Source organism: Mesorhizobium sp. CA15, from assembly GCF_020165215.1.
Classification (GTDB): Bacteria; Pseudomonadota; Alphaproteobacteria; order Rhizobiales; family Rhizobiaceae; genus Mesorhizobium.
Map to the genome: position 1 here is coordinate 41,865 of NZ_JAIUHQ010000014.1, position 13,187 is coordinate 55,051.

Below are 13,187 nucleotides of genomic sequence, written 5' to 3' on the forward strand. Positions count from 1 at the left end.
CCATCGGAGTTGAAAATGCTGTTTGCGTTGATTTGCAAGGACAAGCCCGGCAGCCTGCAGCTGCGCGTCGACACGCGGCCGGCGCATGCTGCGTTCCTGGAAGGTCTGATCGCCGAGGGCAAGCTTGCCTTTGCAGGTCCCTTCCTCGACGCTGACGGCAAGCCGGACGGGAGCCTGGTGATGATCGAAGCGCCGGACATGGCTGCTGCCCAAGCTTTGGCCGCGGCCGATCCCTACGCCAAGGCCGGCCTGTTCGAAAGCGTCCAGATCCGTCCGTGGAACTGGGTCTTCCAGAAGCCCGCCGGCGCATGATTGGCTGCTCTCGCCGCACTGACGGCGAGGGCGTAAGCATAGACGGGCACGCCACGCGTGGCAGTGCGACAAAGCGATGGGACAAAAGATATGAACTACTGGCTGTTCAAGTCCGAACCCTCGGTCTTTTCCTTCGAGGCGTTGAAGGCCAAAGGCAAGGCCGGCACGCAATGGGACGGCGTGCGCAACTACGCCGCCCGCAACAACATGAAGGCGATGCAGATTGGCGATCTCGGCTTCTTCTATCACTCCAATGAGGGCCTCGACATCGTCGGCATCGCCGAGGTCTGCGCGCTGGCCCATCCCGACACCACGACCGACGATCCGCGCTGGGAATGCGTCGACATCCGCGCCTATAAGGACGTGCCGCGGCCGGTGACGCTGGAAGAGGTCAAGGCCAACCCGAAGCTCGCCGAGATGGCGCTGGTCCGGCTCGGCCGGCTTTCCGTGCAGCCGGTGACGCCGGCCGAATGGAAAGAGGTCTGCCGCATGGCCGAGCTCAATCCGGCGCCGTGACCAAGCTCACGCCGAGAAGCGCGAGAAAGTTCATCCTCGACAACACGGCGCTGATGGCGCCGCCGCATGTGCCGGAAGTGCTTCTGCACCTCGCCGACGAGGCACATGATTTGTGGCTGCGCACCGAGGAGGAGCTGGCCGAGATCGGCCTGCCGCCGCCCTTCTGGGCCTTCGCCTGGGCCGGCGGCCAAGCCTCGCCCGCCATGTGCTCGATAATCCGGGGACCGTACGCGGCAAACGGGTGCTCGATTTCGCCTCCGGTTCCGGCCTCGTCGCGATCGCAGCGATGAAAGCAGGCGCTAGCCAAGTGATCGCCGCCGACATCGATCCGTTCTGCGAAACGGCGATCGCGCTCAACCTCGAAGCCAACGGCGTTGAAGCGCAATTCCGCGGCACGGATTGCGTCGGCACCGACGATGGCCGGGACGTCGTGCTCGCCGGTGACGTCTTCTACGACAAGGCCTTCGCCGAACGGGTGCTGCCCTGGTTCGGATCTCTGAAGGCGCGCGGCGCCGAAATCCTCGTCGGCGATCCCGGCCGCGCCTATCTCCCCAGGACCGGGCTGCAATCGCTTGCCGTCTACCAGGTTCCGGTGACGCGCGTGCTGGAGGATGCCGAGGTCAAGCGCACGACCGTCTGGCGCCTTGCTTGACGGAGCGACCGAACAAGCGTTCCATCGCCCTTCAACTTGGAGGGGAAAAGCATGGATTTTTCGGTTGTGAACTGGCTGGCGGTGATCGCCGCCGCAATCGTCGCGTGGCTGTTCGGCGCCGCCTGGTACATGGGCTTGAGCAAGCCTTGGCTGAAGGCCGCCAAGCTCGACCCGGCCACCATGCAGCGCTCGGTCGCTCCCTTCGTCGTCAGCTTCATCGCCGAGCTGATCATGGCGCTCGTGCTGACGCTGGTGGTGGGCGCCATAACCGGCGGCGAGCCGAACCCGATCGCCGGGTTACTGTTCGGCTTCGTGCTCTGGCTCGGCTTCATCGCCACCACGCTCACCGTCAACCACCGCTATGAAGGCTTCGGCTGGGCCTTGACGCTGATCGATGCCGGCCACTGGCTGGGCGTGATGCTGATCATCGGCGCCATCATCGGCTGGTTCGGCGCGCCGGCCGCCGCAGCTGGCTAAAGCAATTCCAGGAAAAGTGTAAGTGTTTAGGCTCGGCGACTTCGCCGTAGCCTTCCGTCCGGAATTGCGCGGAAACAAGTATTTAGGCCGTCACGTCGGCGTCTTCGCCGCCTCCTCGGTAAGCCATTCGCGAAAGGCGACGACGCGCGCGTCGTCCTTCGCCGCCTCCGGATAGACCAGGAAATAGGCGAATTCCGGCGCGACCTTGATGCCGAGCTCGAAAGGCCGCACCAGACGTCCCTGCGAAAGATCGTTGGCGACCATGGCGAAGTCGGCGAGCGCCACCGCGTTGCCGTCGAGCGCCGCCTGGGTGGCATCGGTCGACGACCCGAAGACCAGCGTGCGGCTGTCGTCGAAATCGTCGACGCCGGCCGCGTGCATCCACATGCTCCAGTTCGGCCAGGTCACGCCCTGCCGTGACCATTCGATATGCGCGAGCGTGTGGTTGAACAGGTCGCGCGGCTCCTTCAGCGGCGGACCTGACGCCAGCAGCGCCGGGCTGCACACCGGGATGATGATGTTCTCGAACAGCCGATGCGCGCAGAGCCCCGGATATTTGCCGGCGCCGAAGCGGATGCCGACATCGACATCGTCAAGGTCGAAATCCCGGACATCGTAGGTGATGTCGAAGCGCAGCTCGATGCCCGGCTTTTGCTTGCGGAAGTCGTCGACGCGGCGCATGAGCCATTTCGTCGCGAACTGCGCGTCGAGCGTCACCTTCAGCAGCGCCGTGCCGCGGGTCATCTTGCGGGCGCGGCTGACGGCGCGGTTCAGCAGGTCGAGCGCATCGACCGAGGCCTCCAGCAGCACATTGCCTGCCTCCGTCAGCCGGATGGTGCGGCTGGTGCGCGTGAACAGCACCAGCCCGAGCTGATCCTCTATTTCCTTGATCTGGTGGCTGACCGCTGCCGGCGTCAGGCCGAGCTCGTCGGCCGCGCGGGTGAAGTTGAGGTGCCTGGCCGCCGCTTCGAACGTCCGCAGCGCACGCGTTCCCGGCAGCAGCTTGGACATGCGATCTCCAAATAAAACTTGATGATCGGAAAAGAACTACTCGTTTCCAGTTTGTTTTTCAATCCGGCATCATGGCTTCATCGAAACACCATAAAACCGGATTTGATATCCGGAGAACACGGATAGAGCCATGTCTGAGATCGCCCTGAAGCCCTGCACCACCCTGGAATCCCCTTCCGGCTTCGCCCTTTGGCTGCGTTCGGCACGCGATTGGCTGCGCCAGGCCCGCGTCGCCGCCCGGCTGTCCCATGATCCGATCGAAGACCTCTCCGACAGCCAGTTGCGCGACATCGGCGCCGGACGTCGGGACGTCGCGAAAACGATGGACAGAGAGCTTCGTGAGATCGGGCTGCTCGGCACGGGCTGGCAGAAACCGGGAAAGAGGCAGTAAAGATTAGGCAGTAGGCAATAGCGACGAGACACCTACTGCCTACTGCCTACTGCCTACTGCCTACTGCCTACTGCCTACTGCCTACCTCACCACCTTCACCACCGTCCTGTCCGACAGCAACGGAAGCAGCCTCGCCATGGTCCGCGCCGTCACCGCCACGCAGCCTTGCGTCGGCGTGAAGCCCGGCCGGGCCAGATGGAAGAAGATCGCGCTGCCGCGCCCGCGCCGGCGCGGTGCGATGTTCCAGTCGAGCACCAGGCAGGCATCGTAAAGCCGGTCGTCGCGCTTCATCCGCTCATGGCTGGCGCCATAGGGGATCTTCACCGGACGGTTGTAGTTGCGGTCGTCCGGAACCTCGCACCAGCCGAGGTCCGGGCCGATCGGCGCCATCGGCAGCCTCGTCCTGCGTCCGCCCGCGAAATGATCGCCCCGGAAATAGCCTGACAGGATGCGCATCGACGCCAACGGCGTCGCGCCGTCCCCTTCATGCTTGTTGGCGGAGATGCCGCCGCGCCCCAAAGCGCAGGGAAACACCGTTTTGCCGGCTTGCAGGAAGCCTTGCGCGGGGTTGCCGGGGCGCGCGCGCACCACCAAAACGCTCAAGCCCTTCGGCAAAAATGCGCCCGACGCATTGCGCGCACGTTTTTTCTTGTATGATTGGGTCACGGAACAAATCACTGTGATCGGCTGTTGCGCCGGTGAGCTTCCGCATAAATGGGGGGAGGTCAACTGAATATTCTTTTTAAAACAACGGATTGATCCATGACATCACGTACCATTCTGATCGTTGATGACGACGACGACTTGCGAGCCACCCTGGTTGAGCAGCTGGCGCTCTACGAAGAATTCGACGTCCAGCAAGAAGCGACCGCCGCAAAAGGCGTTGCCGCGGCGCGCAGCGGCGTCGTCGACCTGCTCATCATGGATGTCGGCCTGCCCGACATGGATGGCCGCGAGGCGGTGAAGATCCTGCGCAAGGGCGGCTACAAGGCGCCGATCATCATGCTGACCGGCCACGACACCGATTCCGACACGATCCTGGGTCTCGAGGCCGGCGCCAACGATTATGTGACCAAGCCCTTCCGCTTCGCCGTGCTGCTCGCGCGCATCCGTGCCCAGCTTCGCCAGCACGAGCAGAGCGAGGACGCGACCTTCTCGGTCGGCCCCTATACGTTCAAGCCCAGCCAGAAGCTGCTGATCGATCCGCGCGGCGCCAAGGTGCGGCTGACCGAGAAGGAAGCCTCGATCATCAAATATCTCTACCGCGCCGACCAGAAGGTGGTGACGCGCGACGTTCTTTTGGAAGAGGTCTGGGGCTACAATTCCGGCGTCACCACGCACACGCTGGAGACCCATGTCTACCGGTTGCGCCAGAAGATCGAGCGCGATCCTTCCAATGCCGAAATTCTTGTGACAGAAAGCGGCGGCTACAAGCTGGTTCCTTAAACATTTCATGATCAAGAGCAATTCCAGGAAAAGTGTGAAACGGTTGGGCTCGGCGGCTTCGCCGAGGACGACCGTCCGGAATTGCGTCGAAACAAACATTTAGGGCGGTCGGGCGGGACCGCTTCGGGTACGATCCTGGTGCTGGAGGGTGATGGGGTCGGCTCGTTGCACGCATCGCATGATGCACGGTGGAGCGTTTCGCGAGCCCAGGAGGGCGCGCCGCTCCAAAGGAGGGACTGGACTGACCGCTCGGGGACACAGCTAGGATGGCGCTGGATGACGACATCCGCATTCTGTCAAGCGTGAAGCTTTTCCAGGGCTTCACGCAGGAACAGCTGCGCCTGCTTGCCTTCGGCGCCGAGACCACCGTGCTGCAGGCCGACCATAAGCTGTACCGCGAGGACGATGTCGCTGATTCTGCTTATATCGTGGTCAGCGGTTTGATCGCGCTCTATCGGGAGCTGGGCGGCGAACGCGTCCCGATCGGTACGGCAGGCCCAGGCACCATGCTGAGCGAACTGGCGCTGATCGCCGATACCAACCGGCTGACCAGCGCCTCGGCCGCGGTCGACTCGGAAGTGATCCGATTGAGCCGCAAGATGTTCCACCGAATCCTGGAAGAATATCCGGAGATCGCGGTGCTGTTGCATGACCGCATCCTGGAGGAATTCCAGCAGATGATCGCCCGTATCGAGGAGCTGGCGCCCAGGTTTACGGAATAGAAGCGCCGGCCAGAAAGCGCCTTCGTCATTCTAGGGCGGAGCAAGAAGCGAAGCGACGCGCGCAGACCCTGGAATCCATTCCGTGACGTTGACGCTTCGCCGCGTTGCAGAATGAGGTTTCTGGGCGAAGCGGCCTGCCCAAGGCTTCTTTGCATCGTTGCATCCTTCGGCACCGGTAACGGAATGGATCCTAGGGTCTGCGCGCCGCTACGCGGCGCTCCGCCCTAGGATGACGAACGCGAAGGTTTGCGTCTCTTAGCCGCCGACGTCGAACCTCAATCCAATTCAAACTTCGCAATCACCGGCACATGGTCGGACGGCTTCTCCCAGCCGCGCGCCGCCTGCAGGATCTCGTAGCCGGCGAAAGCCGGCACCAGGTTGGCGGATGACCAGACATGATCGAGGCGGCGGCCGCGGTTCGAGGCCTGCCAGTCTTTCGCGCGGTAGCTCCACCAGGTGTAGAGTTTCTGCTCGGCCGGCACATTGAGCCGCATCAGGTCGATCCAGCCGCCGGTCTTGCGCATCGCCTCGAAATTTGTCGTCTCGACCGGCGTGTGGCTGACGACGTTGAGCAATTGCTTGTGCGACCAGACGTCGTGCTCCTGCGGTGCGATGTTCAGGTCTCCGACCAGGATCGAGGCGGACGTTTCGTCCCCGCTCGCCGGTACGGAGTTCATCTCGTAGACAAAATCGAGCTTGTGCCTGAATTTGCGGTTGATCTCCGGATCCGGCTCGTCGCCGCCGGCCGGCACGTAGAAATTATGAACCAGCACCGACTTGCCGCCCGCCTGCACCCTGACCGACAGATGCCGGCTGTCGTCGATCTCGCAGAACCGTCGCTTTTCGACCAGCTCGATCGGGCGGCGAGCGACCGTGGCGACGCCATGATAGCCCTTCTGGCCGTGGAACAGCATGTGCTCGTAGCCCGCCTTGCGGAAGGCTTTTTCCGGGAACAGCTCGTCGGGAACCTTGGTTTCCTGCAGGCAGAGCACATCGGGCGCGTGCTCTTTCAGGAGCCGCTCGACGATCGGCATGCGCAGGCGCACGGAGTTGATGTTCCAGGTGGCGATGGTGAAGGGCATTCAGGCGGGGTCCGGCAAGAGATCGCCGATCTAGTGCCAGCCGCGCGCAGTAAAGACAAGCCGGACTATGCCCTTCGCCAGGTTGTAGGTTCGCTGAGATTCAGGTCAGGATGAGCCGAGAATGGTGGCTTCCGAGAACCGGAGCGGAGCGTACTTGAAGTACGTGAGCACCGGAAGCGCAGGAAGCCGCCATTCGCAGGCCGGCCTCACCTGAATATCGGCGGACCTACCTGGTCTTGGTATTGAGCTCTCTGTTCGCCGTATAGTCGATCGCGAACGTGTCGGCCGGGAAGTTGCCGCCTTCCTTGACGTTGAAGATCATCACCGTCGTGTCTTTCCCTTGAGCGTCGGTGATCGTCCACTGGCGCAGCTCGTAGGTCTTCGGATCGAACATCATGGTGATCGTCGCATTGCCGAACACCGATTTGTCGGAAAGCTTGATGGTGGTGAGGTCGTCCTCTTCCTTGACCGCCTTGACGCGCCCGCCGGAGAGGTCGATCCGGTCGTCGAGCAGCAATTTCAGCGGCGTCTTCGACAGCGGGTAGAGGTCGGAGGTGTTGAGCTTCTTATTGAGGATCACCACCGACTTGCCGTCGGAGATGACGCGGAAGTTCGAGGATCCGTCATAGTTGAAGCGGATCTTGCCCGGACGTTCGAGGAAGAACTTGCCGCCGGTCTGCTCGCCTTTCGGCCCGAACTGGACGAACTCGCCGCTCATCGACTTCACCGAGGAGAAATGGTCGGCGATCTTCTGCGCCGCCGGCGGTACCGCGGCCTGCGCGGCGGCCACGAGCTGATAGCCCGGCACGAGATTGAGAGCGGCGGCTCCGCCAAGCATCAAGCCGAGGCCAAGGACTTGGCGGCGGGTGAGGGCGAATTCGGTCTGGGTCTTCATGCCGGTCACTTTCTGTGATTCGTGTGGTGGCAGTATCTGGACTCCCACTAGGGCCTAAGTTTGGCGGTGCGAGACAGCCCCAGCGCATGAACGCACAAGATGATTTCGAGTTGCTAGCCGAACCGTTTCGGCGTCTCACCGGGCCAGGGTTTGTCGAGATTCAGGTCAGGCCGAGTCGAAAATGGTGGCTTCCGACAACCGGAGCGGAGCGCACTTAAAGTACGTGAGCACCGGAAGCGCAGGAAGCCGCCATTTGCAGGCCGGCCTCACCTGAATATCGATAAGCCCTAGAATTTGTCCTCTTCTGTCGGCACCAGGATCTCACGTTTGCCGGCGTGATTGGCCGGGCCGACAATGCCTTCCTTCTCCATCTTCTCGATGATAGAGGCGGCGCGGTTGTAGCCGATGCCGAGCCGGCGCTGGATATAGCTGGTCGAGGCCTTGCCGTCGCGCAGCACCACCGCCACCGCCTGGTCGTAGGGGTCGTCGGAATCCTCGAAATTGCCGCCGCCACCGCCGCCGGAGCCGCCCTTGCCCGACGGACCGTCCTCGTCGTCTTCCTCGTCGTCCTCGGTAATGGCGTCGAGATATTCCGGCACGCCCTGCAGCTTCAGATGTCCGACGACCTTCTCGACCTCGTCGTCCGAGACGAACGGGCCGTGGACGCGCTGGATGCGACCGCCGCCGGCCATGTAGAGCATGTCGCCCATGCCGAGCAGCTGCTCGGCGCCCTGCTCGCCAAGAATGGTGCGGCTGTCGATCTTCGACGTCACCTGGAAGGAGATGCGGGTCGGGAAATTGGCCTTGATGGTGCCGGTGATGACGTCGACCGACGGGCGCTGCGTCGCCATGATCACATGGATGCCGGCGGCGCGCGCCATCTGCGCCAGGCGCTGCACCGCGCCTTCGATGTCCTTGCCGGCCACCATCATCAGGTCGGCCATCTCGTCGATGATGACCACGATATAGGGCATCGGCTCGAGATCGAGATCCTCGGTCTCGTAGATCGCCTCGCCCGTCTGGCGGTCGAAGCCGGTCTGCACGGTGCGAGAGATCTTTTCGCCCTTCTTCTCGGCCTGCTGGACGCGCGCATTGAAGCCGTCGATGTTGCGCACGCCGACCTTGGACATCTTGCGATAGCGGTCCTCCATCTCGCGCACCGTCCATTTCAGCGCGACGACCGCCTTCTTCGGATCGGTGACGACCGGCGTGAGCAAATGCGGGATGCCGTCATAGACCGACAATTCCAGCATCTTGGGGTCGATCATGATCAGCCGGCATTCCTGCGGCGTCAGCCGGTACAGCAGCGACAGGATCATGGTGTTGATGGCGACCGATTTGCCCGAGCCGGTGGTGCCGGCGACCAGCACGTGCGGCATCTTGGCTATGTCGACGATGACGGCCTCGCCGTTGATCGTCTTGCCGAGCGCCAGCGCCAGCTTGGCCTTGGTCGTCTCGAAATCCCGGCTGGCCATGATCTCTCTGAGATAGACCGTCTCGCGCTTGGCATTGGGCAGCTCGATGCCGATGGCGTTGCGTCCCGGAACGACGGCGACGCGGCAGGCGATCGCGCTCATCGAGCGGGCGATATCGTCGGAAAGGCCGATGACGCGCGAGGACTTGATGCCGGGCGCCGGCTCCAACTCGTAGAGTGTGACGACCGGACCGGGTCGCACATGGATGATCTCGCCCTTAACACCGAAATCTTCCAGCACGCCTTCGAGCAGGCGCGCGTTCTGCTCCAGCGCGTCCTTCGACAGGCTTGGATCCTTGGCGATGTTCTTCGGCTCGGACAGGAAGTGCAGCGACGGCATCTCGAACGTGTCGGAGCCGATCAGCGAGGTCTGCGCCTCGCGCTGGACGCGGGCGCCCGGCACGGGTCGCGCCGCCGGCGCCGCGACGCGGGTCGCGGCATCGGAGCGGAAATTTTGTACTCTGGCGCCTGGCGCGGCGCGGCGCGGGGTGGGCGCCTCGTCGTCGAAATCGTCAACGTCGGCGTCTTCGTCCGCCTCGTCGCCGAAAATGTCTTGATCGACCGGATCGACCGAAACGCTGCGGTCATTGACCATGGCGGCGAAGAATTCCGGCTCGACGCGGGCGCGGCCGCCGGGGCTCATGCGGGCCTCGGCGAACTCGGCCGATTCGACCCGCTCGGCCGCGCGCCGCCAGGCGCTTGCCTTCGGTTCCATCGGCGGTTCGAACTCGTCGCGCTCCCGCCTGCGCCGCTGGGCGCGGCGGTGCAGGAAGGCGCGGAACGACAGCCACCAATGGGTGATGGCGCCGAGCGCGAGTATCCCCTCGTCGCCCTCGTCCTCATCCTCATCGAACAGCATCTCGTCCTGCTCGCGCGGATCGGGCCGGGCAGCGCGCTCCGTGACGGCAAAGCCGTTCTTGCGCGCGATCAGCGCCGAGCCATAGGCGAACAGCCACAACATCGGCGCGGCGAGGATGACCGCTATGATGCTGGCGAACAGCCCTTTCGGATAACCGCCGACCGCGATGCCAGGGATTTTCAGCACCATGTCGCCGAACACGCCGCCGAGGCCGGTGGGCAGCGGCCAGGTGTTTGGCGGCGTCACGCAGCCGGCGATGGCCGCGGCGGTGAGCGCAAAGCCGAACCATGCGAAGCCGCGCTTCGGCAATTTGTCGACGCCGCGCGCGGAAAACAGAAGGAAGCCCCAGATTACCGCCGGCACCAGCCCCGCGACGGCGGCAAGGCCGAAGAACTGCATGGCGAGGTCGGAGAACACCGCGCCTGCATAGCCCATGGCGTTGGTGACGACGTTGCTGGTGGCGTGCGAGAAGCTCGGATCGGCGACATTCCATGTGGCTAGAGCGGCAATGCCGAAGGCGGTGAACAGGAACAGCCCCGCGCCGACCAGCCGCCCGACCTGACGCCGCGCGAATGCCTGGATGCCGTGCCCCGTATCGGTCAGCGCGAGCGGTGCTGAAGCGCCTGAACGCATGCTCTTCCCCGTGATCGTTGCCTGGCCGGGCGCATGGCGCATTCCGGCAGATTCGAACGCCAGACTATCGGGGGGAAGGTTAAGGCCGCATTAACCATGGGCCTTTACCGCATGGCGCGGAGACCATGGCGCGGAAACAAAGATGGCAGGCCTCGCGGCCCGCCACCTCCCTGTCTTCAAACGCCGATAGGATCAGGCCCTTCCGGGACCTGACCTTCCACGATCACTTGTTGGCGCCGCCATAGGCCATGAGATTGGCGCAGAATTCGGCGTGAGGCTTGCTCATCGCCGCGTCCTGGCATTCCTTCATCATCATGTCCTGCTTGTCCTTCGGCATCGAAGCCCAGGCCGCCTTGAAGTCGGCTTCCGGCTTCATGGTCTTCATGCTGGAGTCGGTGAAGAACGGGGCCATGTTGGACGGCTCATCGAGAGCACCGGCGAGTGCAACGCCGCTGATCATCGAAAGAGCCATTGCTCCCAGGACGATGTTCTTGATGTTCATCAGGTGGTTTCCTTCCCTCTTGTTCTGGGGGACGCCTTGATGACGCCCGCTATCCCAGTACGGAATCTGACGGGCTGATGTTTCATGCCGGCGGATCAAGTGAATGTGATCGAAACGGCTTGGATCATCGCCCGACAAAAGGAGGCCCGGAAGGGTGTTCCGGGCCTCAAGGCGTGAGCCCCTTTCGAGAGCGTCACGACGGGATCTTGGGAGGAATTCCGGGCCGGCGGGAGGAGGATCCGCCGGCCCTTGGCGAAGTCTGCCTTACGGCACAACTTCGCCGTGCTGGGTGACGTCGAGGCCTTCGACCTCTTCCTGGGTCGACGGACGCAGCCCGACCAGAGCCTTGACGATGTAGAGGATCACGAAGGTGGCGATCGCCGTCCACAGGATGGTGAAGGCGATGCCGTAGAGCTGCTTGCCGACCGAGGCGTCCTTGCCGAGGGCATTGATCGCCGGATCTGCCAGCGCGCCGGTGAGCAGCGCGCCGACGATGCCGCCGACGCCGTGGACGCCGAAGGCATCGAGCGAGTCGTCATAGCCGAACGCATGCTTGAGCTTGACCGCCGAGAGGTAGCAAACCACGCCGGCGATGATGCCGATGATGAAGCCGCCGGTCGGGTTGACGAAGCCGGAAGCAGGCGTCACCGCGACGAGGCCGGCGACGGCGCCCGAGATGATGCCGAGCACCGAAGGCTTCTTGGCGACGATCCATTCGGCGAACATCCAGGCCAGCGCCGCGGCGGCGGTGGCGACCTGCGTGTTCATCATCGCCGCGCCCGCAAGGCCGTCGGCAGCCAGTTCCGAACCGGCGTTGAAGCCAAACCAGCCGACCCACAGCAGCGACGCGCCGATCACCGAATAAACGAGGTTGTGCGGCGCCATGTTGGTGGTGCCGTAGCCCTCGCGCTTGCCCAGCACCAGCGCGCAGACCAGGCCCGCGACACCAGCGTTGATATGGACGACCGTGCCGCCGGCGAAGTCGAGCACGCCGGCCGAACCGAGGAAGCCGCCGCCCCACACCCAATGCGCGATCGGCGCGTAGACGAAGACCAGCCACAGGCCCATGAAGATCAGCAGCGCCGAGAACTTCATGCGCTCGGCGAAGGCGCCGGCGATCAGCGCCGGCGTGATGATGGCGAAGGTCATCTGGAACATCGAGAAGACGAATTCAGGAATGTTCGCCACGCCCGGCGCCCAAAGCGTCGAGACGGTGATGCCGTGATGGAAGAATTTCGAGAAGCCGCCGAGATAGGCGTTCGTGGCGCCGCCGTCGGAGAAGGCGAGCGAATAGCCGAACATGAACCACAGCACCGTCACCAGGCAGGTGATGGCGAAGCTCTGCATGATGGTGGCGAGCACGTTCTTCTTGCGCACCATGCCGCCGTAGAACAGCGCCAGGCCGGGAATCGTCATCATCAGCACCAGCGCCGTCGAAGTCAGCATCCAGGCGGTGTTGCCGGTGTCGAGCGCCGGCGCCGGCGCGGCGGGCGCCGCGGCAGTAGCTGCCGGGGCGGCCTCCTGCGCGATGGCGGCGACGGTGCTCATGGCCACGAGTGCCAGCGAAGCGGCCGCGCGTCCCGTCGTCTTCAAGGTGGAAGGAATATTCATTGAACTCTCCGTTGGAATGGATGGTCGCCGCTTAGAGCGCGTCGGTGTCTGTTTCGCCGGTGCGGATGCGTACCGCCTGGTCGATGCCGAAGACGAAGATCTTGCCGTCGCCGATCTGGCCGGTCTTGGCGGCCGCGGTGATGGCTTCGACGGCCTTGTCGACCATGTCGGCGCCGACCGCGACCTCGATCTTGATCTTGGGCAGGAAGCTGACCGCGTATTCCGCGCCGCGATAGATTTCGGTATGCCCCTTCTGACGCCCGTAGCCTTTGACCTCGGTGACGGTCAGGCCCTGGATGCCGACGGCGGTTAGCGCTTCGCGCACCTCGTCGAGCTTGAACGGCTTGATGATTGCCATCACGATTTTCATAAGGTTTCACCCTTTGCTGTTGCGGTCCCCCGCGTTTGCACACCTTCACCGATCCCGAGGAGCCGGAGAGTGCTCGACAGGATTCAAGCTCCGTGCCAATTGCCGGAGCAGGGCGTTAACCTGTTGTAAACAAAGAGAATGGGCGATCGGTGCACATCATTCGCGCACGGGCATGGCAGCATGCCTGCTTATAAAATAGGCAAAAAATCAAAAATGCACGTATTCCAGGCAGTA

The 13,187-nt window shown here is 63.4% G+C and carries 14 protein-coding genes and 1 pseudogene; 7 read left to right on the forward strand and 8 right to left on the reverse strand.

Translation table 11 applies throughout. The annotated features are described in order from the left end of the window. Positions 1 to 15 precede the first annotated feature (15 nt). The 4 genes and pseudogenes from LB515_RS20820 to LB515_RS20835 all read left to right on the forward strand — a co-directional run bounded on the left by LB515_RS20820 (position 16) and on the right by LB515_RS20835 (position 1,957). A complete protein-coding gene (locus tag LB515_RS20820) occupies positions 16 to 312 on the forward strand; it encodes a YciI-like protein (RefSeq protein WP_040996441.1) in 297 nt (98 codons plus the stop codon). Positions 313 to 402: 90 nt separating this feature from the next. Next, positions 403 to 828 (forward strand): EVE domain-containing protein, encoded by a 426-nt coding sequence (locus LB515_RS20825; protein ID WP_224634507.1) that lies wholly within the window; start codon positions 403 to 405, stop codon positions 826 to 828. After that, a pseudogene (locus LB515_RS20830) lies at positions 783 to 1,480 on the forward strand (class I SAM-dependent methyltransferase). Before LB515_RS20825 ends, LB515_RS20830 begins: the two are co-directional and overlap by 46 nt. Positions 1,481 to 1,531: 51 nt before the next feature. Beyond that, complete coding sequence (locus LB515_RS20835; protein WP_095769577.1) at positions 1,532 to 1,957, forward strand: DUF1761 domain-containing protein; 426 nt, start codon at positions 1,532 to 1,534, stop codon at positions 1,955 to 1,957. Between the two features lie 90 nt (positions 1,958 to 2,047). On the opposite strand, the gene gcvA is transcribed toward LB515_RS20835, so the two are convergent. Further along, positions 2,048 to 2,968: a transcriptional regulator GcvA gene (gene gcvA / locus LB515_RS20840; RefSeq protein WP_140698256.1), complete on the reverse strand. Its 921-nt coding sequence runs from the start codon at positions 2,966 to 2,968 to the stop codon at positions 2,048 to 2,050. 130 nt (positions 2,969 to 3,098) lie between these two features. On the opposite strand from gcvA, the gene LB515_RS20845 reads away from it, so the two are divergent. After that, the gene (locus tag LB515_RS20845) at positions 3,099 to 3,359 is read left to right on the forward strand and encodes a hypothetical protein (protein WP_224708818.1); all 261 of its coding nucleotides are present in this window, start codon (positions 3,099 to 3,101) and stop codon (positions 3,357 to 3,359) included. A gap of 81 nt (positions 3,360 to 3,440) precedes the next feature. On the opposite strand, the gene LB515_RS20850 is transcribed toward LB515_RS20845, so the two are convergent. Further along, positions 3,441 to 4,037: a L,D-transpeptidase gene (locus LB515_RS20850; RefSeq protein WP_224708819.1), complete on the reverse strand. Its 597-nt coding sequence runs from the start codon at positions 4,035 to 4,037 to the stop codon at positions 3,441 to 3,443. A gap of 84 nt (positions 4,038 to 4,121) precedes the next feature. On the opposite strand from LB515_RS20850, the gene LB515_RS20855 reads away from it, so the two are divergent. Both LB515_RS20855 and LB515_RS20860 read left to right on the forward strand, forming a co-directional pair. After that, positions 4,122 to 4,805 carry a response regulator transcription factor gene (locus LB515_RS20855; RefSeq protein WP_095769573.1) on the forward strand — a complete coding sequence of 228 codons (684 nt, stop codon included), beginning with the start codon at positions 4,122 to 4,124 and terminating at the stop codon, positions 4,803 to 4,805. Positions 4,806 to 5,071: 266 nt separating this feature from the next. Beyond that, entirely contained in the window at positions 5,072 to 5,527 is a 456-nt protein-coding gene (locus LB515_RS20860) for a Crp/Fnr family transcriptional regulator (protein WP_224601924.1), read from the forward strand. 275 nt (positions 5,528 to 5,802) lie between these two features. Here the strand turns inward: LB515_RS20860 and xth are convergent, their stop codons facing one another. The 6 genes from xth to LB515_RS20890 all read right to left on the reverse strand — a co-directional run bounded on the left by xth (position 5,803) and on the right by LB515_RS20890 (position 12,953). After that, a complete protein-coding gene (gene xth / locus LB515_RS20865; protein ID WP_224708820.1) occupies positions 5,803 to 6,609 on the reverse strand; it encodes an exodeoxyribonuclease III in 807 nt (268 codons plus the stop codon). Between the two features lie 226 nt (positions 6,610 to 6,835). Then, positions 6,836 to 7,504, reverse strand: coding sequence for an outer-membrane lipoprotein carrier protein LolA (locus tag LB515_RS20870; RefSeq protein WP_140545470.1), 669 nt, complete (start codon positions 7,502 to 7,504; stop codon positions 6,836 to 6,838). A 287-nt stretch (positions 7,505 to 7,791) separates the two neighbouring features. After that, positions 7,792 to 10,470 (reverse strand): DNA translocase FtsK, encoded by a 2,679-nt coding sequence (locus LB515_RS20875; protein ID WP_224708821.1) that lies wholly within the window; start codon positions 10,468 to 10,470, stop codon positions 7,792 to 7,794. 223 nt (positions 10,471 to 10,693) lie between these two features. Further along, a complete protein-coding gene (locus LB515_RS20880) occupies positions 10,694 to 10,972 on the reverse strand; it encodes a hypothetical protein (protein WP_140698272.1) in 279 nt (92 codons plus the stop codon). A 264-nt stretch (positions 10,973 to 11,236) separates the two neighbouring features. Beyond that, positions 11,237 to 12,520 (reverse strand): ammonium transporter, encoded by a 1,284-nt coding sequence (locus tag LB515_RS20885; RefSeq protein WP_318012067.1) that lies wholly within the window; start codon positions 12,518 to 12,520, stop codon positions 11,237 to 11,239. Between the two features lie 94 nt (positions 12,521 to 12,614). Then, positions 12,615 to 12,953: a P-II family nitrogen regulator gene (locus LB515_RS20890; RefSeq protein WP_006327120.1), complete on the reverse strand. Its 339-nt coding sequence runs from the start codon at positions 12,951 to 12,953 to the stop codon at positions 12,615 to 12,617. Between the last annotated feature and the right edge of the window lie 234 nt (positions 12,954 to 13,187).

Excerpts from the sequence above, each read along its gene's own strand:
- LB515_RS20825 (WP_224634507.1), top strand. The coding sequence starts at position 403 with ATGAACTACTGGCTGTTCAAGTCCGAACCCTCGGTCTTTTCCTTCGAG.
- gcvA (WP_140698256.1), bottom strand. The coding sequence starts at position 2,968 with ATGTCCAAGCTGCTGCCGGGAACGCGTGCGCTGCGGACGTTCGAAGCG.
- LB515_RS20885 (WP_318012067.1), bottom strand. The coding sequence starts at position 12,520 with ATGAGCACCGTCGCCGCCATCGCGCAGGAGGCCGCCCCGGCAGCTACT.
- LB515_RS20875 (WP_224708821.1), bottom strand. The coding sequence starts at position 10,470 with ATGCGTTCAGGCGCTTCAGCACCGCTCGCGCTGACCGATACGGGGCAC.
- LB515_RS20870 (WP_140545470.1), bottom strand. The coding sequence starts at position 7,504 with ATGAAGACCCAGACCGAATTCGCCCTCACCCGCCGCCAAGTCCTTGGC.
- LB515_RS20835 (WP_095769577.1), top strand. The coding sequence starts at position 1,532 with ATGGATTTTTCGGTTGTGAACTGGCTGGCGGTGATCGCCGCCGCAATC.
- LB515_RS20860 (WP_224601924.1), top strand. The coding sequence starts at position 5,072 with ATGGCGCTGGATGACGACATCCGCATTCTGTCAAGCGTGAAGCTTTTC.
- xth (WP_224708820.1), bottom strand. The coding sequence starts at position 6,609 with ATGCCCTTCACCATCGCCACCTGGAACATCAACTCCGTGCGCCTGCGC.
- LB515_RS20845 (WP_224708818.1), top strand. The coding sequence starts at position 3,099 with ATGTCTGAGATCGCCCTGAAGCCCTGCACCACCCTGGAATCCCCTTCC.
- LB515_RS20880 (WP_140698272.1), bottom strand. The coding sequence starts at position 10,972 with ATGAACATCAAGAACATCGTCCTGGGAGCAATGGCTCTTTCGATGATC.
- LB515_RS20855 (WP_095769573.1), top strand. The coding sequence starts at position 4,122 with ATGACATCACGTACCATTCTGATCGTTGATGACGACGACGACTTGCGA.
- LB515_RS20820 (WP_040996441.1), top strand. The coding sequence starts at position 16 with ATGCTGTTTGCGTTGATTTGCAAGGACAAGCCCGGCAGCCTGCAGCTG.
- LB515_RS20890 (WP_006327120.1), bottom strand. The coding sequence starts at position 12,953 with ATGAAAATCGTGATGGCAATCATCAAGCCGTTCAAGCTCGACGAGGTG.